This window comes from Verminephrobacter aporrectodeae subsp. tuberculatae At4 (assembly GCF_000193225.1).
Lineage (GTDB): Bacteria > Pseudomonadota > Gammaproteobacteria > Burkholderiales > Burkholderiaceae_C > Acidovorax > Acidovorax aporrectodeae.
This window is the reverse complement of the sequence record NZ_AFAL01000502.1, coordinates 1-18,158: the sequence shown is the minus strand read 5'-3', so window position 1 is coordinate 18,158 and position 18,158 is coordinate 1. Positions and strand designations below refer to the sequence as shown.

The 18,158-nt window shown below is 66.6% G+C and carries 20 protein-coding genes and 1 pseudogene; 12 read left to right on the top strand and 9 right to left on the bottom strand.

The features are described 5' to 3' along the window. The 12 genes and pseudogenes from VTU_RS27810 to dnaB form a co-directional block, all read left to right on the top strand. Positions 1–244 (top strand): annotated as a pseudogene (locus VTU_RS27810) (BMP family ABC transporter substrate-binding protein); the annotation flags it as partial. A 38-nt stretch (positions 245–282) separates the two neighbouring features. Continuing rightward, on the top strand, positions 283–1,368 hold the full coding sequence (locus VTU_RS0116915; protein ID WP_010106331.1) for an ABC transporter permease: 1,086 nt from the start codon (positions 283–285) through the stop codon (positions 1,366–1,368). Beyond that, positions 1,365–2,288, top strand: a complete 924-nt coding sequence (locus VTU_RS0116910) for an ABC transporter permease (protein ID WP_010106329.1) — start codon at positions 1,365–1,367, stop codon at positions 2,286–2,288. Before VTU_RS0116915 ends, VTU_RS0116910 begins: the two co-directional genes overlap by 4 nt. Positions 2,289–2,295: 7 nt before the next feature. Then, positions 2,296–2,994: a biuret amidohydrolase gene (biuH, locus tag VTU_RS0116905; protein WP_010106328.1), complete on the top strand. Its 699-nt coding sequence runs from the start codon at positions 2,296–2,298 to the stop codon at positions 2,992–2,994. A gap of 160 nt (positions 2,995–3,154) precedes the next feature. After that, positions 3,155–4,771 carry an ABC transporter ATP-binding protein gene (locus VTU_RS0116900; RefSeq protein WP_010106326.1) on the top strand — a complete coding sequence of 539 codons (1,617 nt, stop codon included), beginning with the start codon at positions 3,155–3,157 and terminating at the stop codon, positions 4,769–4,771. Beyond that, complete coding sequence (locus tag VTU_RS0116895; RefSeq protein WP_010106324.1) at positions 4,761–5,474, top strand: cysteine hydrolase family protein; 714 nt, start codon at positions 4,761–4,763, stop codon at positions 5,472–5,474. The genes VTU_RS0116900 and VTU_RS0116895 overlap by 11 nt, the downstream gene beginning before the upstream one ends. Positions 5,475–5,477: 3 nt before the next feature. Further along, the gene (locus VTU_RS0116890) at positions 5,478–6,206 is read left to right on the top strand and encodes a GntR family transcriptional regulator (RefSeq protein WP_010106323.1); all 729 of its coding nucleotides are present in this window, start codon (positions 5,478–5,480) and stop codon (positions 6,204–6,206) included. Positions 6,207–6,338: 132 nt separating this feature from the next. Further along, a complete protein-coding gene (gene rpsF, locus VTU_RS0116885; RefSeq protein ID WP_010106321.1) occupies positions 6,339–6,731 on the top strand; it encodes a 30S ribosomal protein S6 in 393 nt (130 codons plus the stop codon). A 21-nt stretch (positions 6,732–6,752) separates the two neighbouring features. Beyond that, complete coding sequence (gene priB / locus VTU_RS0116880; protein ID WP_010106320.1) at positions 6,753–7,043, top strand: primosomal replication protein N; 291 nt, start codon at positions 6,753–6,755, stop codon at positions 7,041–7,043. A gap of 20 nt (positions 7,044–7,063) precedes the next feature. Beyond that, on the top strand, positions 7,064–7,345 hold the full coding sequence (gene rpsR / locus VTU_RS0116875) for a 30S ribosomal protein S18 (protein ID WP_005795932.1): 282 nt from the start codon (positions 7,064–7,066) through the stop codon (positions 7,343–7,345). Positions 7,346–7,358: 13 nt separating this feature from the next. Beyond that, positions 7,359–7,811 (top strand): 50S ribosomal protein L9, encoded by a 453-nt coding sequence (gene rplI, locus VTU_RS0116870; protein ID WP_010106316.1) that lies wholly within the window; start codon positions 7,359–7,361, stop codon positions 7,809–7,811. 173 nt (positions 7,812–7,984) lie between these two features. After that, positions 7,985–9,409, top strand: coding sequence for a replicative DNA helicase (gene dnaB / locus VTU_RS0116865; protein WP_010106314.1), 1,425 nt, complete (start codon positions 7,985–7,987; stop codon positions 9,407–9,409). A 30-nt stretch (positions 9,410–9,439) separates the two neighbouring features. On the opposite strand, the gene VTU_RS0116860 is transcribed toward dnaB, so the two are convergent. From VTU_RS0116860 to VTU_RS0116820, 9 genes are all read right to left on the bottom strand, one after another. Continuing rightward, the gene (locus tag VTU_RS0116860) at positions 9,440–10,036 is read right to left on the bottom strand and encodes a plasmid pRiA4b ORF-3 family protein (RefSeq protein WP_010106311.1); all 597 of its coding nucleotides are present in this window, start codon (positions 10,034–10,036) and stop codon (positions 9,440–9,442) included. A 9-nt stretch (positions 10,037–10,045) separates the two neighbouring features. After that, positions 10,046–11,686, bottom strand: coding sequence for a phosphoethanolamine transferase (locus tag VTU_RS27805; RefSeq protein WP_010106309.1), 1,641 nt, complete (start codon positions 11,684–11,686; stop codon positions 10,046–10,048). A gap of 107 nt (positions 11,687–11,793) precedes the next feature. Further along, positions 11,794–13,119: a citrate synthase gene (locus tag VTU_RS0116850; protein WP_010106307.1), complete on the bottom strand. Its 1,326-nt coding sequence runs from the start codon at positions 13,117–13,119 to the stop codon at positions 11,794–11,796. Position 13,120: 1 nt separating this feature from the next. Further along, positions 13,121–13,459 carry an FAD assembly factor SdhE gene (locus VTU_RS27800; protein WP_010106305.1) on the bottom strand — a complete coding sequence of 113 codons (339 nt, stop codon included), beginning with the start codon at positions 13,457–13,459 and terminating at the stop codon, positions 13,121–13,123. 25 nt (positions 13,460–13,484) lie between these two features. Beyond that, positions 13,485–14,189 carry a succinate dehydrogenase iron-sulfur subunit gene (locus VTU_RS0116840; RefSeq protein WP_010106304.1) on the bottom strand — a complete coding sequence of 235 codons (705 nt, stop codon included), beginning with the start codon at positions 14,187–14,189 and terminating at the stop codon, positions 13,485–13,487. A gap of 28 nt (positions 14,190–14,217) precedes the next feature. After that, positions 14,218–16,023, bottom strand: coding sequence for a succinate dehydrogenase flavoprotein subunit (gene sdhA, locus VTU_RS0116835; RefSeq protein ID WP_010106302.1), 1,806 nt, complete (start codon positions 16,021–16,023; stop codon positions 14,218–14,220). A 22-nt stretch (positions 16,024–16,045) separates the two neighbouring features. After that, the gene (sdhD, locus tag VTU_RS0116830; RefSeq protein ID WP_010106300.1) at positions 16,046–16,411 is read right to left on the bottom strand and encodes a succinate dehydrogenase, hydrophobic membrane anchor protein; all 366 of its coding nucleotides are present in this window, start codon (positions 16,409–16,411) and stop codon (positions 16,046–16,048) included. 57 nt (positions 16,412–16,468) lie between these two features. Continuing rightward, entirely contained in the window at positions 16,469–16,903 is a 435-nt protein-coding gene (gene sdhC / locus VTU_RS0116825) for a succinate dehydrogenase, cytochrome b556 subunit (protein ID WP_010106298.1), read from the bottom strand. Between the two features lie 120 nt (positions 16,904–17,023). Further along, a complete protein-coding gene (locus VTU_RS0116820) occupies positions 17,024–17,800 on the bottom strand; it encodes a GntR family transcriptional regulator (protein WP_010106297.1) in 777 nt (258 codons plus the stop codon). Between the last annotated feature and the right edge of the window lie 358 nt (positions 17,801–18,158).

Here is an 18,158-nt window from a genome sequence, read left to right as displayed (position 1 = left end):
CGGCGGCCTCGGCGAGGGCTATGTGCGCATGTCGGCCTACGGCGCAATGGTCAGCGAGGCCGCCCGAAGAAGCGCCGACGCCGTCCGGGCCCAGATGCTGGCAGGCCAATTCGATATCTTCAAGGGACCGCTCAAGGACAACCAGGGCAAGCTGGTGCTCGCCGCCGGCAAGAGCTGCAAGCAGACCGACATCGCCCTCGAGGGCATGAACTACCTGGTCGAAGGCGTGCTGGGCACGATCTGACGCATCCAGCCACCCGACCACCGACCCCACGAGCGATCATGCGCGACACCCTCTATGGCGTAGCCCTGCCGATGCTGGCCATCACTGCGGCGCTGGCGCTGTTTGGTGCCTTCGTGAGCCTGGCTGGCGCGGACCCGCTGCAGGTCTGGACGCTGCTGTTCCAAGGGGCTTTTGGCGACGCCTTTGCCTGGCAAAACACCTTGCAGCGCGCCGCACCGCTGATGCTCACGGCGCTGTGCGTGGCCATTCCGGCGCACGCCGGCCTGGTGATCATTGGCGCCGAAGGGGCGCTGGTGCTGGGCGGTCTGGCTTGCGCCGTGAGCGCCTGCTACCTGCCCCTGCCGGGCAACGCCGTCGGCAGTGCGCTGGCCTGTGCAGCGGGTGCGCTCGCCGGCGGGCTGTGGGTGGCGTTGGCGGGCTGGCTGCGGCAGTACCGCGGCATCAACGAGACCATCAGCAGCCTGCTGCTGGCCTATATGGCCATCGGGCTGTTCAAGCATCTGGTCGAAGGCCCGCTGCGCGACCCAGCCAGCATGAACAAGCCCGCGACCCGAACGCTGCCCGAGGCACTGCACATCGGGGGCATCGCCGGCAGCGACGTGCACTGGGGGCTGATGCTGGGCCTGCTGGCCTGTCTGGCGCTGGCGCTGTGGCTGCGCTGGACGGCGTCGGGCTTTGCGCTGCGCGTGGTCGGCGGCAATCCACGCACCGCTGCGCTGATGGGCCTGCCCGCAGCGCGGCTGGTCGTCGCCGCCTGCGCGATCGGCGGCGCTGCCGCAGGGCTGGCCGGCGCCGTCGAAGTGGCTGCCGTGCACACGAATGCGAATGTGTCGCTGATCGCCTTTTATGGCTACACCGGCATCCTGGTGTCGTTCATTGCCCGCCACCAGCCGCTGGCCATCATTCCTGTGGCGATCCTGTTTGGCGGCTTTGGCGCGGCCGGCAGTCTGCTGCAGCGCCGCCTGGGACTGCCCGACGCCTCGGTGCTGGTACTCCAAGGGATGGCCTTTGTGCTCATCCTGGCCAGCGAAGCGCTGCGCGATCTGCAAGGGCTGCATTGGAGACGCCTGTGCGCCAGCTTGACCCGCATCAGCGGCTCCAGCGCGCAAGGGAAGGCCGCATGAGCGCAGAGCAGTGGATGCTGCTGTTCTCCGGCATGCTCGGCGGCGCATTGCGGGTCGGTACCCCGTTCCTGTTCGTCAGCCTGGGCGAATGCCTGACCGAGAAGTCGGGGCGCGTCAACCTCGGGCTCGAAGGCGTGTTGGTGCTGTCGGCGATGGTGGCTTTTGCTGCGGCCTGCCTGGGCCAGTCGGCCTGGACGGGAGTGCTCGCCGGCGCAGTCGCCGGGGGGCTGCTGGCAGCGCTGCATGGCCTGCTGTGCTCGCTGCCCCGGGTCAACGACGTGGCCACCGGCATTGCGCTGATGCTGCTCGGCAGCGGCCTGGCGTTTTATGGGGGCAAGCCCTTCATACAGCCGCAGGCGCCGCAAATTCCGGCATGGGAACTGGGTCAGTGGAGCAGTTCGCCAGCGCTGCAGTCGGCGCTGCGGATCAATACGCTGCTGCCGCTGGGCCTGCTGCTCGCGCTGCTGATGGCTTGGGGCCTGCGGCACACCCGCTACGGCCTGCTGCTGCGCCTGGCCGGTGACTCGGCCAGCGCGGCGCGCGCGCTGGGCCATTCGGTCACGGGCATACGCATTCTGGCGACCACCCTCGGCGGCATGGTGGCCGGCCTGGGCGGCGCCTCGCTCACGCTGTTTTATCCCGGCAGTTGGAACGAGGGCATCTCCAGCGGTCAGGGGCTGATTGCCGTGGCGCTGGTCATCTTTGCGCGCTGGAGCCCGCTGCGCTGCATCGGCGCTGCCGCCCTGTTTGGCGGCGCGGGCGCGATCGGTCCCGCGCTGCAATCCGTCGGCATGGGCTGGGGCTACCACCTGTTTGGCACCCTGCCTTATGCACTCACCCTGCTGATTCTGGTGCTCAGTTGCAAGCCCGGCCGCCTGGCCCAGGGCTGCCCGGGAGAGCTTGCGGCAGCGAAACACTGAACACACCATGCACATCACCGCGAACCCCTACCCCTGGCCCTGGAACGGCGACCTGCGCCCGGACAACACGGCGCTGATCGTGATCGACATGCAGACCGACTTCTGCGGTGTGGGCGGCTATGTGGACAAGATGGGCTACGACGTCGCGCAGACGCGCGCGCCGATAGCGCCATTGCAAACCCTGATGGCTGCGCTGCGGGCCGCAGGCTATGCGGTCATGCACACCCGCGAGGGCCATAGACCGGATCTGTCGGACCTGCCGGCGAACAAGCGCTGGCGCTCACGGCAGATCGGCGCGCAGGGCGTGGGCATAGGCGATGACGGCCCCTGCGGGCGCATTCTGGTGCGCGGCGAACCGGGCTGGAACATCATCGATGAACTGGCGCCGCTACCCGGCGAAGTGGTGATCGACAAACCGGGCAAGGGATCCTTCTACGCCACCGACCTGGAACTGCTGCTGCGCACCCGCGGCATCGTGAACCTGCTGCTGGCCGGCATCACCACCGACGTGTGCGTGCACACCACGATGCGCGAGGCCAACGACCGCGGCTTGGAATGCCTGCTGCTGTCCGACTGCACCGCCGCCACGGACCACGGCAACCACCTGGCTGCGCTGAAGATGATCACGATGCAGGGCGGCGTCTTCGGCGCCCACGCCGCGTCGTCGGCCGTGCTGCAGGCACTAAGTGTCCTGCCCTGCGAATAGCAGCACATGAAACTGCGCCTTTCGCGCCATGGCGGCGTTGCAAATCCTCGCGATACCTACGGGTATCGCTGCGGTTTGCGCCTTGCCATGACGCGAAATGCATCCGTTTCATTTTGTGCCGCTATTCGCAGGGCAGAACACTAGCCGCGCAGGAGCGCTGATGCGCTTGATTCCTGCGCCCAGACCGGCCAGCGGCGCGCTGCGGCTGGAAACCTGCGGGTTGACGAAGCGCTTTGGCAGTGCTACCGCGCTGAGCCAGGTCAGCATCCGGGTAGCGCCCGGCAGCGTGCACGCGCTACTCGGTGAGAACGGCGCAGGCAAGAGCACGCTGGTTCGGTGCGTGGCCGGCATGGCGCGCGCCGAGGCAGGCAGCATCCTCATCGACGGGCGCGAGCAGGACATTGCCAACCCGGCGATCGCCCGCGCCTTGGGCATAGGCATGGTCTACCAGCACTTCACGCTGGCCCCCGGCATGAGCGTGGCCGAGAACCTGCTGCTGGCGGCGGGCAGGCTGCCTTGGCTGCTCGACTGGAGGGCCCGGTACGCCGAGCTCCGGGGGTTTCTGGCGCGCACGCCATTCAGCCTGGATTTGGACGCGTTCCCTGCCGATTTGGCAGCGGGCGAGAAGCAGAAACTGGAACTGCTCAAGCAGCTGTACCTCCAGCCCCGGTTGCTGATCCTGGACGAGCCCACCTCGGTGCTCACGCCGCAGGAGGCGGACCAGGTGCTCGGCCACATCCGTGAGCATGCGCGGCGCGGCGCGTGCACCGTGATCATCATCACGCACAAGTTCCGCGAGGTCATGGCCTACGCCGACACCGTCACCGTGCTGCGCAAGGGCCAGGCCGTGCACCACGGCCGCGTCGCCGACAGCAGCCCGGAGTTGCTCGCGCAGGCCATGGTGGGGGGCGCGGTAGCGGCGATGGCAGAGGCAGATGCAGAAGCAGAAGCAGAAAAAAAACCGCCGGCCGCAGCGCGCGAGCGCCCACGGTCGGACGTTCCCGCGTTGCAAGTGGACAAGCTGTCCGCATTGGGCGAGCGTGGCACGCTGGCGCTGCACGGCCTGAGCCTGACACTGATGCCCGGCGAAATCCTGGGCATAGCCGGCGTCTCCGGCAACGGCCAGCGCGAACTGCTGCAAGCCCTGGTGGGCCAGCGCCCTCGGCTCTCGGGCACAGTCCACGTGATGGGCCAGCCCTACGCGGCCACCCGCGCGCAAAACCGGCGCCTCAAGGTGCGCAGCCTGCCCGAGGAACCACTGCACAACGCCTGCGTGGCCGCGTTCAGCGTGGCGCAGAACATGGCGCTGCGCGACTTCGACCAGCCGCCGCTGGCAACAGCTGGATGGGGTGGCTGGCTGCGCTCTGCCGCCTGGCGCGAACGCGCCCGCGCATGGATTGCCGAGTACGGCATAAAGACCCGGGACGAGACAGCGGCCATTCAGAGTCTGTCCGGCGGCAACGTGCAGCGCGCCGTGCTGGCGCGTGAGCTGGCCGGTGAGATCCACGTGCTGATCGCCGCCAACCCGGCGTTCGGGCTGGACTTTGCCGCAGGCCGCGACGTCCACCGCCGGCTGCGCCAGGTGCGCGAGCGCAACGCGGGCGTGCTGCTGATCAGCGAAGACCTGGACGAGTTGCTGGCGCTGGCCGACCGCATCCTGGTCATGAGCGAGGGCCGCATCGTTTTCGAAACCACCGCGGCCGCTGCCGACCGCCAGGTGCTGGGCGCGCACATGGGCGGCGGCGTGCAGGGGCAGGCCCGGCGCCATGCTGCATGAACGGCCGCTATCTGGGCTCTCGCTGCTTGCGCAGCCCTTCATCTACCCGTTCGTGCTCGCGCACACGGCGCTGCTGAGCATAGACATGCAACGCGACTTCATTGAGCCTGGCGGCTTTGGCGCCAGCCTGGGCAATGACGTATCGCGGCTCAGATCCATCGTGCCAGCCTGCCGGACCATGCTGGCGGCCTGGCGCCGGGCCGGGGGACTGGTGGTGCACACCCGGGAGACGCACCGCGCCGATTTGTCCGACTGCCCCCCGGCGAAACGCCTGCGCGGCAACCCCGCGCTGCGCATTGGCGACGTCGGCCCGCTGGGTCGCATCCTGGTGGCAGGCGAGCCGGGCAGCCAGATCATTGCCGAACTGGCGCCATGGCCTGGCGAGCCCGTGATCGACAAGCCCGGCAAGGGCGCATTCCATGCCACCGGCCTGCAGCAAATGCTCGAGCAGCGCGGTATCAGCCACCTGATCGTCATGGGCGTGACCACGGAAGTGTGCGTGCAAAGCACGATGCGCGAGGCGAATGACCGAGGCTACGACTGCCTGCTGTTGCTGGACTGCACCGAAAGCTACTTTCCGCAGTTCAAAACCGCGACCGCAGAGATGATCCAGGCCCAAGGAGCCATCGTCGGATGGACTGCAAACAGCACGCAGCTGCTGTCAACGTTGGCAGAATCGAGCGCATCGAAAACGCCCATTTGAAGAATGCCCACCGCACCCGCACCACCAGCGCGCAGTTCGCGTGCCGAACAGGTCTACGAGCAACTCAAGCGCGACGTGGCCGAGTTCCGGCTCGTGCCGGGCGATCGTTTCACCGAACAAGCGGTCAGCGAACGGCTGGGGGTCTCGCGCACCCCCGTGCGCCAAGCGCTGACCCGGCTGCAGCAGGAAGGCCATGTCGAAGTCCTCTACCGCAGCGGTTGGCGCGTGCTGCCGTTTGACTTCGACAAATTCGAGCAACTCTATGACCTGCGCATGGTGCTCGAGACCACGGCGGCACACCGGCTCTGCGAAGGCGCGCAGAACGCCGCGCACAGCCAGCACCGGGTGCTGCTCGACGGTCTGACGACACGGTGGCTGACCCCCATGGCGCAGCGCAGCACCGACGCGGTGCAGGTGAGTCAGTGGGACGAAGCCTTTCACTGCACGCTGGTGCAAGCGGCGGGCAACGCCGAAATGGCGCGGGTACACCGCGACGTGACCGAGCGCATCCGCATCATCCGCCGCCTGGACTTCACCCAACAAGCCCGCATCGACGCCACCTACGACGAGCACGCGAAGATACTCCAAGCCATCCACGCCCGGCGCGGCGCGCAGGCCGAGATGCTGCTGCGCGCGCACATCACCACCAGCCAAACCGAGGTGCGCAAGATCACGCTGCATCAGATGCACCTGGCGCGTCAGGCTGCGGGTGCAATGGGCGGCGCGGCATGAATTGGCGGGCCGGTGCAGGTGGGCAAACTGGCGCCGGGCCAGCGGGCAGGGCAGCGCGGGCTATAATCCTCGGCTTTGCCTTGCCACACCGCTTCACGACGCAGTGGGTGGCTCTACCCATAAGGAGCGTGCATGCGTCACTACGAAATCATTTTGCTGATCCATCCGGATCAGAGCGAGCAGGTTCCAGCCATGCTGGAGCGCTACAAGGGCATGATCACCGCCGGCGGCGGCAAGGTGCACCGCGTGGAAGACTGGGGTCGGCGGCAGCTCGCGTACCTGATCAACCGGCTCGCCAAGGCGCACTACCTGTGCGTGAACATCGAGGCCGACCAGGCCGTGCTGGCCGAGCTCGAGCACGCCTTCAAGTTCAACGACGCCGTGTTGCGCCACCTGACGGTGCAAAAGAAGAAGGCCGAAACCGGCCCCTCTGCGATCATGAAGACCGTCGAGCGCGAGGAAGCCCGCAGGGCCAACCAGGCCCCTGCCGGCCAGGCCGAATACGCGGCCGCCGGCGAGCGCTGATCGGCCCCATGATCGGCAGCAGTGCACAACCGCGTCGTCCTGACCGCATGCATCGCAGAGGCCGAGCCCCTGCGCTGTACGCCCGCCGGGTTGCCGGCCATTGCCTTGCGCATCGCGCACACGTCGCAGCAGACGGAAGTCGGCCAGCCGCGTGAGGTGAAGGCGGCGATGAAGGCCGTCGCCTTCGGTGCGATGGCCGAGCGCCTGGCGCGGCAGGACATCGGAAGTCTCTGGACTTTCAGCGGTTTCCTGGCCTCGCCGCGCAATGGCAAGAATGCGGTGCTGCACGTCCAGGACATTCAGCAAACTTAAATTTTTCAAGGGAGGCCAGCATGGCCACGTTCAAGAAGTTCAACAAAGACAAGCGCCCCAAGCGCAACACCCAGTCGCTGCTGTTCAAGCGCAAGCGCTTTTGCCGCTTCACGGTGACGGGGGTCGAAGAAATCGACTACAAGGATGTCGATACCTTGCGCGATTTCATCGCCGAAAACGGCAAGATCATCCCCGCGCGCCTGACCGGAACGCGCGCCATCTTCCAGCGCCAGCTGAACACGGCGATCAAGCGCGCGCGCTTCCTGGCCCTGGTTCCGTACAGCGACCAGCACAAAATCTGAAGGAGCCAGCGCCATGCAAATCATCCTGCTCGACAAGGTCGTGAACCTGGGCAACCTCGGTGAAGTCGTCAAGGTCAAGGACGGCTACGCCCGCAACTTCCTGATTCCCTCGGGCCGCGCACGCCGCGCGACCGCCGCCGCCAAGGCAGAGTTCGAGGCCAAGCGCGCGCAACTCGAAAAGGTCGCCGCGGAAAAGCTGGCGCTGGCTCAGGCGCAGGGCGAGAAGCTCGCCGGAAGCACCGTCAAGCTGACGCAAAAGGCGGGCGTGGACGGCCGGCTGTTTGGTTCCGTGACGCACCAGGACATCGCCGAGGAACTGAACAAGCAGGGCTACAAGCTTGCCAAGTCACAGGTCCGCCTGCCCAACGGGCCGATCAAGACCGTGAGCGACAGCAGCGTGAGCGTGGTTCTGCACACCGATGTGGTGGTGCAGGTCAGCGTCTCGGTCTACGGCGAAACCGCCTGAACGCCGGCGCAGCGATTGCCCGACTTTGTACGAGAGCCGCCCTTGGGCGGCTTTTGTCATTGGATGGCTTCATTTTGTACACGACCGTCCAGCGCTAATCCACGGCTTGCCCACAGGCTTGTCCCCGTTGGCCGCATGCCTGTCCCGCCAAGCCTTGTCCGGAGAAAACCCCGATGTCCACCGTCTTTTCCCAATCCGATGCGCAGGGCTCGATGGCTGCGCGGCCAGTGGATTACGAGGTCGCGCAGCTGCGCGTGCCGCCGCACTCGATCGAGGCCGAATCCAGCGTGCTCGGCGGCCTGCTGCTGGACAACAGCGCCTGGGATCGCGTGGGCGACCTGCTCGTGGAAAGCCATTTCTACCGCCACGAGCACCAGATGATCTACACGGCCATCAACGCGCTGATCCATGCAGGCAAGCCGGCCGACGTGATCACCGTCTCCGAGCATCTGCAAAACCAGGGCAAGGCGCAGGAGATGGGCGGATTGGCGTATTTGAACAACCTCGCGCAGTATGTTCCGGGCGCGAGCAATATCCGCCGCTACGCGGAGATCGTGCGCGAGCGGGCGATCTTGCGCAAGCTGGTGACGGCCAGCGACGAAATCTCCACCAGCGCGTTCAACCCGCAGGGCAAGGCGGTGGAGCGCATTCTGGACGAGGCCGAGGCCAGGATTTTCGCGATCGCAGAAGAAGGCGCGCGCACCCGGCAGGGCTTTCAGTCGCTGGATACGCTGGTCCTCGATCTGCTCGACCGGGTACAGGAAATGGCGGACAACCCGGTGGACGTGACCGGGGTGCCCACGGGCTTTGCCGATCTGGACCGGATGACCTGCGGCCTGCAGGCCGGCGACATGGTGGTGCTGGCTGCGCGGCCCTCGATGGGCAAGACCTCGCTGGCGGTGAACATTGCCGAGCACGTGGCGCTGCACGAGGGGCTGCCGGTGGCCATTTTTTCGATGGAAATGGGCGCCGCCCAGCTGGCGGTGCGCATCGTGGGATCGATCGGGCGGGTGAACCAGAGCAATCTGCGCACCGGCAGGCTCACGGACGAGGAATGGCCGCGTTTCACCGAGGCCATCGAAAAGCTGCGCACGGTGTCGCTGCACATCGACGAAACCCCGGGGCTCACGACCGCCGAGCTGCGCGCGAATGCGCGGCGCCTTGCGCGCCAGTGCGGCAAGCTCGGGCTGATCGTCGTTGACTACCTGCAGCTGATGAGCGGCGCGGACGCGTCGGGCCTGGACAACCGGGCGACGGAGCTGGGCGAAATCTCGCGCGGCCTGAAGATGCTCGCCAAGGAGTTGCAGTGCCCGGTGATCGCGCTCTCGCAGCTCAACCGCTCGGTCGAGCAGCGCACCGACAAGCGCCCCCTGATGTCCGACCTGCGCGAATCGGGCGCCATCGAGCAGGACGCGGACATCATCATGTTCATCTACCGCGACGACTACTACAACAAGGAGAGCAAGGAGCCGAACGTGGCCGAGGTCATCATCGGCAAGCAGCGCAATGGCCCGACCGGAACGGTGAAGCTGTATTTCCAGAAGAACCAGACGCGCTTCGAGAATCTGGCTCTGGGTTCGGGCGACGACCTGCACTGAAGTCTGATCGCGCCCCGGCGGACGCGGGGGCTACAGGCGCAGCTTGCTCAGCGCGGCGTTCACGGCGTTGGGGTCGAAAGCCGCCGGGTCGAAGGGGCCGCCATGCCACTCCCACATCTCCAGGTGCTCTGGATGCGAGGGGTCCCGGATGGCTTGCAGGAAGCCGGCGTAGCCCGGGACGCCGCCAACGTCATCTGGCGGACAGGCATTTGCGCCGTCCAGGCACAGCGGGCGGCGGTTCTTTTCATCGGGCTCCAGGCGGGCCTCGACCTTGATCAGATGCTGCCAGTCGTCGCCAAAGTCGTAGGTGTAGACGAATCCGGTCGTGTCTTCGCTGAGCACGGTCGCCAAGTCGAACAGGCGTTCGTCCTGCGTGTCTTCGTCCATCGACGGCCACATGGGATTCGGCAGGGAGTAGCGCCGTTCGCCGAAGCTGAATTCGTGCATATGGGCGTTTCTCCAGCCCATCACCAGCTGAATCACGCGATGGAGTTTTTCCAGCGTCAGGGTGTCGGGAACCCAGAGCCGGCGCCAGACGGTCGGCTCCAGATACGCCAGCTTGGCGTGCAGTTGGTAGATGCGTCGCGGGGCGGTCGGGCGCCGGGGTTTCTTCGCTTGCGTGCTCATGCGCCAATATTACCCTTGCTTACCCCCGATCCTGCTGCAGGGCGCGAACAGGTCCAACTCGGGGCGGTAGGCGCTGGTCTGCACGTCCATCAGGCCGAGCACCGAATGAAAGTAGTTGTCGTGGCTGATGCGCCGCTGGTCCTGGTCGCGCTGCAGGCAGGCGCTGCTCAGGCCGGTGCGCGACTGCATGGCGGGGGATAGCCAGGTGATCCAGGGAATGTGCTTTTGCACGTCGGGGGCAATCGCGTAGGGCAAACCGTGCAGGTAGATGTTGTTCTCGCCCAGCGATTCCCCATGGTCCGCGACGTAGATCATCGCGGTCTGCGCGCGCTTCTCGTGCGTCAGCAGCCATTCGAGGACGGAGTCCAGAAAGTGATCCGTCTCGACGATGCTGTTGTCGTAGGCGTTCACCACCTGCTCGCGCCCGCATTCCTGCAAGGCCGCTGAATGGCACTCGGGTTCGAATTTCTTGTTCTCTTGCGCCGAGCGCTTGTAGTACGCCGGGCCGTGGCTGCCCATCTGGTGCAACACCACCACGCTGCCGCGCGCGCGCCGTTCGGCGGGCAGGGCGGCGATCTGCGCGTCCAGGTTCTGGAGCATCACCCGGTCCAGGCATTCGCCGCCGGGGCACAGCGCGGGGTCTGCCGGGTTGTGGATTTCTCCGATGCGCGCGCACACGCCCTTGCAACCCGACTGGTTTTCCACCCACAGAACGCCCAGGCCGGCGTGCTGCAGCACGTCGAGGAGGTTCTCGTAGTTGCTCGGGCGGTCCTCGTAGTCCGCGCGCCCCAGGTGCGCGAACATGCAGGGCAGCGACGCTGCCGTGCTGGTGCCGCAGGACCAGGCGTTGCGTGCGCTCACGAGGTCCTTGCGGGCCGCAAGCCGCGGGGTGGTGTCGCGCGCGTAGCCATTGATGCCGAAGTTCTGGCTGCGGCCGGTTTCGCCGAGCACCAGCACCAGCAGCGGTGGCTTGGTCTGGCCGGAATAGCTGGCGCCCAATCGGGCGTCGCGTCCCAGGGGCAGCAATGCGTGCGTGTCCATGCGCAGGGGCTGGGTGGCGATGTTGCCCAGCGCGTACACGCTGTTGAGCGGGTTGATCAGGTAGCGCAGCCGGGGGTGGTTGCGCATCGTCGAGGAAAACTCCTGGAACACGAGCAACAGGCACAGCACGCTGACGGCCAGCGAGCCCAGCAGCAGCAAGCCGTTGTACGCCACCTGGCGCATTGCGCCCAGGCGCTGCAGCGGGCGGCGGTACAGACCCAGAAACGGCGGCGCGGCCAACGCCAGCACGCTCACCGGCAGGCGCCAATCGAGCAGGTCCCGGGCCTCCCCCAGGTCCGTCTGCAGCACGTTCAGGAGCATGAAGCTGTCGATCGCTATGCCGTAGGCGAGCATGAAGTACATGCCCAAGGCCGCCATCAGCACCAGCACCACGGCGGCGGGCTTGAGCGTCCAGCGCCAGGCCAGCAGGCTGAGCAGGGCGGCATTGCCCGCCGCGACGATGGCCCCAAAGGCCAGAGCAAAACCCCAGTCGCGCAGGCTGCCGCTGCCGGGCAGCCGCGCCACTTCCTGCCACAGCGGCAGATTGCAGGCGGTGGCCAGCCAGGCGCTGGTCAGCAGCACCACCCAGGCCGGGTGGATCGGGCGCAAGCGGGCCCGTGCGCTGTTCGGTGTTCGGGGGGGGATGGGCCGATCAGCTGCCTCCCCGCTGGCCCGGACGGAGCGCGCCGCCGGGCCGGGCGGGGGCGCGCAGGCGCTCATTGGATTGCCGATCTGCGCTCGGCCAGAGGCAGCACGTCGCGGCGCGTGGAGCCGGTGAATAGCTGGCGCGGGCGGCCGATTTTGTACTCGGGGTCGCCGATCATTTCGTTGAGCTGCGCAATCCAGCCCACGGTGCGCGCCAGCGCGAAGATGCCGGTGAACAGGTTCACGGGAATGCCGATGGCGCGTTGCACGATTCCGGAATAGAAGTCCACGTTCGGGTAGAGCTTGCGCTGCACGAAGTAGTCGTCTTCCAGGGCGATTTTCTCCAATGCCTTGGCCAGCTTGAACAGCGGGTCCTTTTCCAGGCCCAGTTCGGCGAGCACCTCGTTGCAGGTTTCCTGCATCAGCTTGGCGCGCGGGTCGTAGTTCTTGTACACGCGGTGGCCAAAGCCCATGAGCTTGACGCCGGAGTTCTTGTCCTTGACCTGGCGGATGAATTCACCGATTTTCTCCACGCCGCCCTGCGCCTGGATGTCGTGCAGCATGGTCAGCGCGGCCTCGTTGGCGCCGCCGTGCGCGGGGCCCCAGAGGCAGGCCACGCCGGCGGCGATGGCGGCAAACGGGTTCGTTCCCGACGAGCCGCACAGGCGCACGGTGGAGGTCGATGCGTTCTGTTCGTGGTCCGCGTGCAGGATGAAGATGCGGTCCAGCGCGCGTTCGAGAACCGGCTTGACCTGGTATTCCTCGCAGGGCGTGCCGAACATCATGCGCAGGAAGTTGCCCGCGTAGTTCAGGTGGTTGTGCGGGTACATGTAGGGCTGGCCCATGCCGTACTTGTAGGCCATGGCGACCAGCGTGGGCATCTTGGCGATCAGGCGGATCGCGGCGATCTCGCGGTGCTGCGGATTGTTGATGTCGGTGCTGTCGTGGTAGAAGGCCGACAGCGCGCCGACCAGGCCGGTGAGCACGGCCATGGGGTGCGCGTCGCGGCGAAAGCCGCGCAGGAAGAATTGCATTTGCTCGTTGACCATGGTGTGGTTCGTCACGAGGCTGGTGAAGTCGGCCTTCTGGGTGGCGTCCGGCAGGTCCCCGTGGAGCAGCAGGTAGCAGGTTTCCAGGAAATTGCAGTGCACCGCCAACTGCTCTATGGGGTAGCCGCGGTACAGTAGCTCGCCCTTGTCGCCGTCGATGTAGGTGATCGCCGACTGGGTGGCCGCCGTCGAGAGGAAGCCCGGGTCGTAGGTGAACATGCCCGTTTGCGCGTACAGCTTGCGGATGTCGATGACGTCCGGGCCCATGCTGCCCTGGTAGACCGGCAGGTCGACGCTGGGGTTGCCGTTGCTGAAGGACAGGGTGGCTTTGTTGTCAGCGGACTTCATGTCATTTTCCTTGGGATGGGTTGCCGATGGGGTGCTCCGAACCCGATGCGCCGCCTTGCCGCAGCATGCCGAGCACTTCGCGCGCTGCTTGCGTATTTTGCTCGCCTTGCGGCTCGCAGCGCTGCAGCAGCAGGTCCAGGAGGTCGTTGTCCGCCAGCGCCATGAGCGCGTTCAGGCCCTGCGCATGGCGCTGGGTCAGCGTCGCCTCGTGCTGCGCGAAGAAGCGCTCCAGGAACAGGTCATTCTCCAGCAGGCCGCGCCGGCAGCGCCAGCGCAGCCGGCTCAGTTCACGCACGTCGAGCAGCACGGGAGCGGGGGAGGGCGCGGAACACGATTCCATGGTCTGGTATTCGGGGCGGGGGCGCTCAGATGGCGCGGCGCACCATCAGTTCCTTGATCTTGCCGATGGCCCGGGTGGGGTTCAGACCCTTGGGGCAGACGTCCACGCAGTTCATGATGGTGTGGCAGCGGAACAGGCGGTACGGGTCTTCCAGGTCGTCCAGGCGCTTGCCGGTGGCGTCGTCGCGGCTGTCGGCGATGAAGCGGTAGGCCTGCAGCAGGCCGGCGGGGCCGACGAACTTGTCGGGGTTCCACCAGAAGCTCGGGCAGCTCGTCGAGCAGCTCGCGCACAGGATGCATTCGTACAGGCCGTTGAGTTCGTCGCGCTCCTCGGGGCTTTGCAGGCGCTCTTTTTCGGGCAGCGGCCCTTCGTTGATCAGGTAGGGCCGGATCGAATGGTATTGCTTGAAGAATTGCGTCATGTCGACGATCAGGTCGCGGATCACGGGCAGACCCGCGAGCGGCTTGAGCGTGATCAGGCCCGGCAGCGCGTTCATGTTGGTCAGGCAGGCCAGACCGTTTTTGCCATTGATGTTCATGGCGTCCGAGCCGCACACGCCCTCGCGGCAGGAGCGGCGAAACGACAGGGTGGGGTCCTGCTCCTTGAGCTTGAGCAGGGCGTCGAGCAGCATGCGCTCGCCGCCGTCGAGTGCGATCTCCAGGGTCTGCATGTACGGGCGGGCGTCCCGGTCCGGGTCGTAGCGGTAGATTTTGAATGTGCGCTTTTGCATGGGGTGTGCTCTCGTGGGGCGGCCGGGTTCAGAACGTGCGCACCTTGGGCGCAATGCTGTCCACCGTCAGGGGTTTGAGGTTCACCGGCTTGTACGTCAGGCGGTTGCCGTCGCGCTGCCAAAGGCTGTGCTTCAGCCACCGGGAATCGTCACGGCCCTGCGGCGCCGTGGGGTGGTTGGCAGGCTGCTCGTAGTCGGACACCATGTGCGCGCCACGGCATTCCTTGCGCGCCGCTGCCGACACCATGGTCGCCTGCGCCGCTTCGATCAGGTTGTCCACTTCGAGCGCTTCAATGCGCGCGGTGTTGAACACCCTGGATTTGTCGCGCAGCGCCACGCCGGCCAGTTGCTCGCGCAGCGCGGCGATCTTCCGGACGCCCTCGTCCATTGCGGCCTGGGTGCGGAACACGCCGGCGTGCTGCTGCATGGTGTTGCGGATGTTGCCGGCCAGGGCCTGCGAATAGCTGCCGTCGGTGGACTTTTCGAGCTGGTTCAGGCGCTCCAGCGTGCGCTCGGCGGCGTCGGCCGGCAGGGGCTTGTGCGCCTGGTCCTGCCGGGTGTTCGCGACGATGTGGCGCCCCGCGGCCTTGCCGAAGACCAGCAGGTCGAGCAGCGAGTTGGTTCCCAGACGGTTCGCGCCGTGCACGCTCACGCAGGCGCATTCGCCCACGGCGTACAGGCCGCGCACGGTCTGGTTGCGCTCGCCGTCGTGCGTGACGACCTGCGCGTCGATATTCGTCGGCACGCCGCCCATCTGGTAGTGGATCGTGGGCACCACCGGGATCGGCTCCCGGGTGACGTCGACGTTGGCAAAGTTCACGCCGATCTCGTACACCGAGGGCAGGCGCTTGTGGATCTCTTTCGCGCCCAGGTGGTCGAGCTTGAGCAGCACGTAGTCCCCGTTGGGGCCGCAGCCACGGCCCTCCTTGATCTCCTGGTCCATCGCGCGCGAGACGTGATCGCGCGGCGCCAGATCCTTGAGCGTGGGCGCGTAGCGCTCCATGAAGCGTTCGCCCTGGTTGTTGAGCAGGATCCCGCCCTCGCCGCGGCAGCCTTCGGTCAGCAGCACGCCGGCGCCGGCGACGCCGGTGGGGTGGAATTGCCAGAACTCCATGTCCTGCAACGGGATGCCGGCGCGCGCCGCCATGCCCAGGCCGTCGCCGGTGTTGATGAAGGCGTTCGTCGAAGCGGCGAAGATGCGGCCCGCGCCCCCCGTGGCCAGCAGCACGGTCCTGGCCTGCAGGACGTACAGATCGCCGGTTTCCATTTCGAGCGCGGTCACGCCGAGCACGTCGCCGTCGGCGTCGCGGATCAGGTCCAGCGCCATCCATTCGACGAAGAAGTTCGTCCGGGCCTTCACGTTCTGCTGGTACAGCGTATGCAGCATCGCGTGGCCGGTGCGGTCGGCCGCGGCGCAGGCGCGCTGCACGGGCTTTTCGCCGTAGTTCACCGTGTGGCCGCCGAAGGGGCGCTGGTAGATGCTGCCGTCGGGGTTGCGGTCGAACGGCATGCCGAAGTGCTCCAGCTCGTACACCACGTTCGGCGCCTCGCGGCACATGAACTCGATGGCGTCCTGGTCGCCGAGCCAGTCGGAACCCTTGACGGTGTCGTAGAAGTGGTAGTGCCAGTTGTCCTCGCTCATATTGCCCAGCGCGGCGCTCACCCCGCCCTGCGCCGCCACGGTGTGCGAGCGCGTGGGGAAGACCTTGGACAGCGAGGCCACGTTCAGCCCCGCGCGTGCGAGTTCGAGGGCGGCGCGCATGCCGGAGCCGCCGGCGCCGACGATGACGACGTCGAACTTGCGTCGGGAAATGCTGGCTTGGGTATAGCTCATGGGGTACCTTCGGTCGCGGGAATCAGAGACGCCACAGGACCTGGATGCCCCAGCCGGCGCAGCCGAGCAGCCAGACGATGGCAAAAACCTGGAGCACCAGGCGCAGCCCCACGGACCCGACGTAGTCCATGAAGATGTCGCGCACGCCCACCCAGACATGCCAGGCCAGCGCCACGATGATGGAAAAGCCCAGGACCTTCATCCACTGGCGCGAGAAGATGCCGGCCCATTGGTCGTAGCCGATCGGGCCCCGGCTGAAGATCAGTTGGACGAGCACGAGGACCGTGAACAGGGCCATGAGGGCGGCGGTCACGCGCTGGCTGAGCCAGTCGCGCAGACCATAGTGGGCGCCCACGACGATGCGCCTGGAACCGTAATTGACGGACATGGTGTTTTTTCCTTGGAAATGGCCGGCCTGGAGCGACCCGGCCTTGTCGATTCAGATTCAGTACAGCCCGAACAGCTTGGCGCCGAGCACCAGGGTCAGCGCCAGGCTGAGCACCAGCGTGGCAATGGCCGAGGTCCTGCCGGATTCCCGGCTCACCGCGTCGTGGCTGATGTCCATCCACAGGTGGCGCAGGCCGGCGGTGAAGTGGTGCAGAAAGGACCAGATCAGTGCCAGCGCAACGAGTTTGAAGAACCAGCCGGGCGCAAAGCCGACGCCGGCGTTGAACACCGACTTGAAGCGTGCGAACGAGATCTCGGAAGACACCGAGGTGTCGAACATCCAGATGATGAAGGGCAGCAGCAGGAACATGATCACGCCGCTGGCACGGTGCAGGATGGAGACCCATCCGGCCGGCGGAAGGCGGTAGCCTCTCAGGTCCTTGAAGGCGTTGATGTTGCGGAATTCGGGCCGTTTTCGGGCTGGTTCGATCATTTCGTGGGGCCTTCGTGGGTGTCGCTTTGCAAATCAAACAGCCCGAAATTCTATGGCAAGCAACGCCCCGGTCTTGGGACCTCGGCGGAATTTTCCACGCCGACTCGCGCCCGGGCGCCGTCAGCTCAATGCATTGCGGTAGTGGCGGCTATCGGTGCGGTAGAGCCCGCGGCGCAGTTCCATGGGGATGTCGTTGTACGTGTAGGCGATGCGCTCCACGCTCAGAAGCGGCGTGGCCGGGGAGATCTGCAGCCATTGCGCCTGCTCCCGGTCGGGCAGGACGGCGCGGATTTTTTCTTCGGCGCGCACCATGCGCACGCCGAAGTCGAGCTCGAACATGGCGTAGGTCGGGCCCTGGTAATTTGCCAACTGTTCGGCTGTCAGGCCCTTGAAGGCCTGGCCGGGCAGCCAGATGTCCTCGAGGATGGTCGGCACGCCGGCGAACGACAGAATGCGCCGGGCCTGTATCACGGCGTCTGCGCTGCGCAGCGCGAGCGCACGCGCCACGTCGGCGCTGGCGCGCACGCGGCGGCATTCGAGCACGCGGCGCTGGGCCGGGCCCTCGACCCGGGCGTCGCCGGTATCGGGCAGCAGTTTGAGGAAGCGGTACTGCACCTGCTGCTCGGCGTGCGTGGCGACGAAGGTGCCCTTGCCCTGGCGGCGCAGCACGAGGTTTTCCGCCGCCAGTTCGTCGACCGCCTTGCGCACCGTGCCCTGGCTCACGCGGAACCGGGCGGCCAACTCCATTTCACTGGGAATCGCCGCACCGGGCTTCCACTCGCCCTGTTGCAGGCTTTGCAGGATCAGTCCCTTGATCTGCAGGTACAGCGGGCTGAACGCTGGCGCGCCGGGGCTGTCGGTGGAGGACGCGGCTGACATGGTGGGGATGGAGTGCATGGGGCGTCGTGCTCCCGGCGCGGCTGCCGCAGCAGGGCAGGGGGCCACCGCGCAGGGCTACCGCGCTACCCAAGCTCCCCTGAGCCCAGCGCCCCGAAGATGGCGAATGCGTGCACATGGCACGTGAGCATGCTGCTGTCCGACAGCGCGTGCCGTTTGTTGCGCGTGGCACGCCGGGGATCGGGCAAGTCGGAAAAGAAGGGTTGAGGATTCGGAGACATGAAGTGGATGGCCGTGGGGCCATTCTATCCAGCCTGCGGGGAAGGGAAGGTGCTGGCCGAGCCGGATGAGGCGTGCGTCAGCCAGAACCAGGTCCCAGCAGGACCGGCACCCGCCACGATGTGCCGCTATTTGCGGG

Bases quoted from the DNA above. Each gene is read 5' to 3' on its own strand.
- rpsF (WP_010106321.1), top strand. From the start codon at position 6,339: ATGCGTCACTACGAAATCATTTTGCTGATCCATCCGGATCAGAGCGAG.
- VTU_RS0116895 (WP_010106324.1), top strand. From the start codon at position 4,761: ATGCTGCATGAACGGCCGCTATCTGGGCTCTCGCTGCTTGCGCAGCCC.
- rplI (WP_010106316.1), top strand. From the start codon at position 7,359: ATGCAAATCATCCTGCTCGACAAGGTCGTGAACCTGGGCAACCTCGGT.
- sdhC (WP_010106298.1), bottom strand. From the start codon at position 16,903: ATGATCGAACCAGCCCGAAAACGGCCCGAATTCCGCAACATCAACGCC.
- VTU_RS27800 (WP_010106305.1), bottom strand. From the start codon at position 13,459: ATGGAATCGTGTTCCGCGCCCTCCCCCGCTCCCGTGCTGCTCGACGTG.
- rpsR (WP_005795932.1), top strand. From the start codon at position 7,064: ATGGCCACGTTCAAGAAGTTCAACAAAGACAAGCGCCCCAAGCGCAAC.
- VTU_RS0116850 (WP_010106307.1), bottom strand. From the start codon at position 13,119: ATGAAGTCCGCTGACAACAAAGCCACCCTGTCCTTCAGCAACGGCAAC.
- VTU_RS0116910 (WP_010106329.1), top strand. From the start codon at position 1,365: ATGAGCGCAGAGCAGTGGATGCTGCTGTTCTCCGGCATGCTCGGCGGC.
- VTU_RS0116890 (WP_010106323.1), top strand. From the start codon at position 5,478: ATGCCCACCGCACCCGCACCACCAGCGCGCAGTTCGCGTGCCGAACAG.
- sdhD (WP_010106300.1), bottom strand. From the start codon at position 16,411: ATGTCCGTCAATTACGGTTCCAGGCGCATCGTCGTGGGCGCCCACTAT.
- VTU_RS0116915 (WP_010106331.1), top strand. From the start codon at position 283: ATGCGCGACACCCTCTATGGCGTAGCCCTGCCGATGCTGGCCATCACT.
- VTU_RS0116900 (WP_010106326.1), top strand. From the start codon at position 3,155: ATGCGCTTGATTCCTGCGCCCAGACCGGCCAGCGGCGCGCTGCGGCTG.
- VTU_RS0116860 (WP_010106311.1), bottom strand. From the start codon at position 10,036: ATGAGCACGCAAGCGAAGAAACCCCGGCGCCCGACCGCCCCGCGACGC.
- sdhA (WP_010106302.1), bottom strand. From the start codon at position 16,023: ATGAGCTATACCCAAGCCAGCATTTCCCGACGCAAGTTCGACGTCGTC.
- biuH (WP_010106328.1), top strand. From the start codon at position 2,296: ATGCACATCACCGCGAACCCCTACCCCTGGCCCTGGAACGGCGACCTG.
- VTU_RS0116820 (WP_010106297.1), bottom strand. From the start codon at position 17,800: ATGCACTCCATCCCCACCATGTCAGCCGCGTCCTCCACCGACAGCCCC.
- dnaB (WP_010106314.1), top strand. From the start codon at position 7,985: ATGTCCACCGTCTTTTCCCAATCCGATGCGCAGGGCTCGATGGCTGCG.
- VTU_RS0116840 (WP_010106304.1), bottom strand. From the start codon at position 14,189: ATGCAAAAGCGCACATTCAAAATCTACCGCTACGACCCGGACCGGGAC.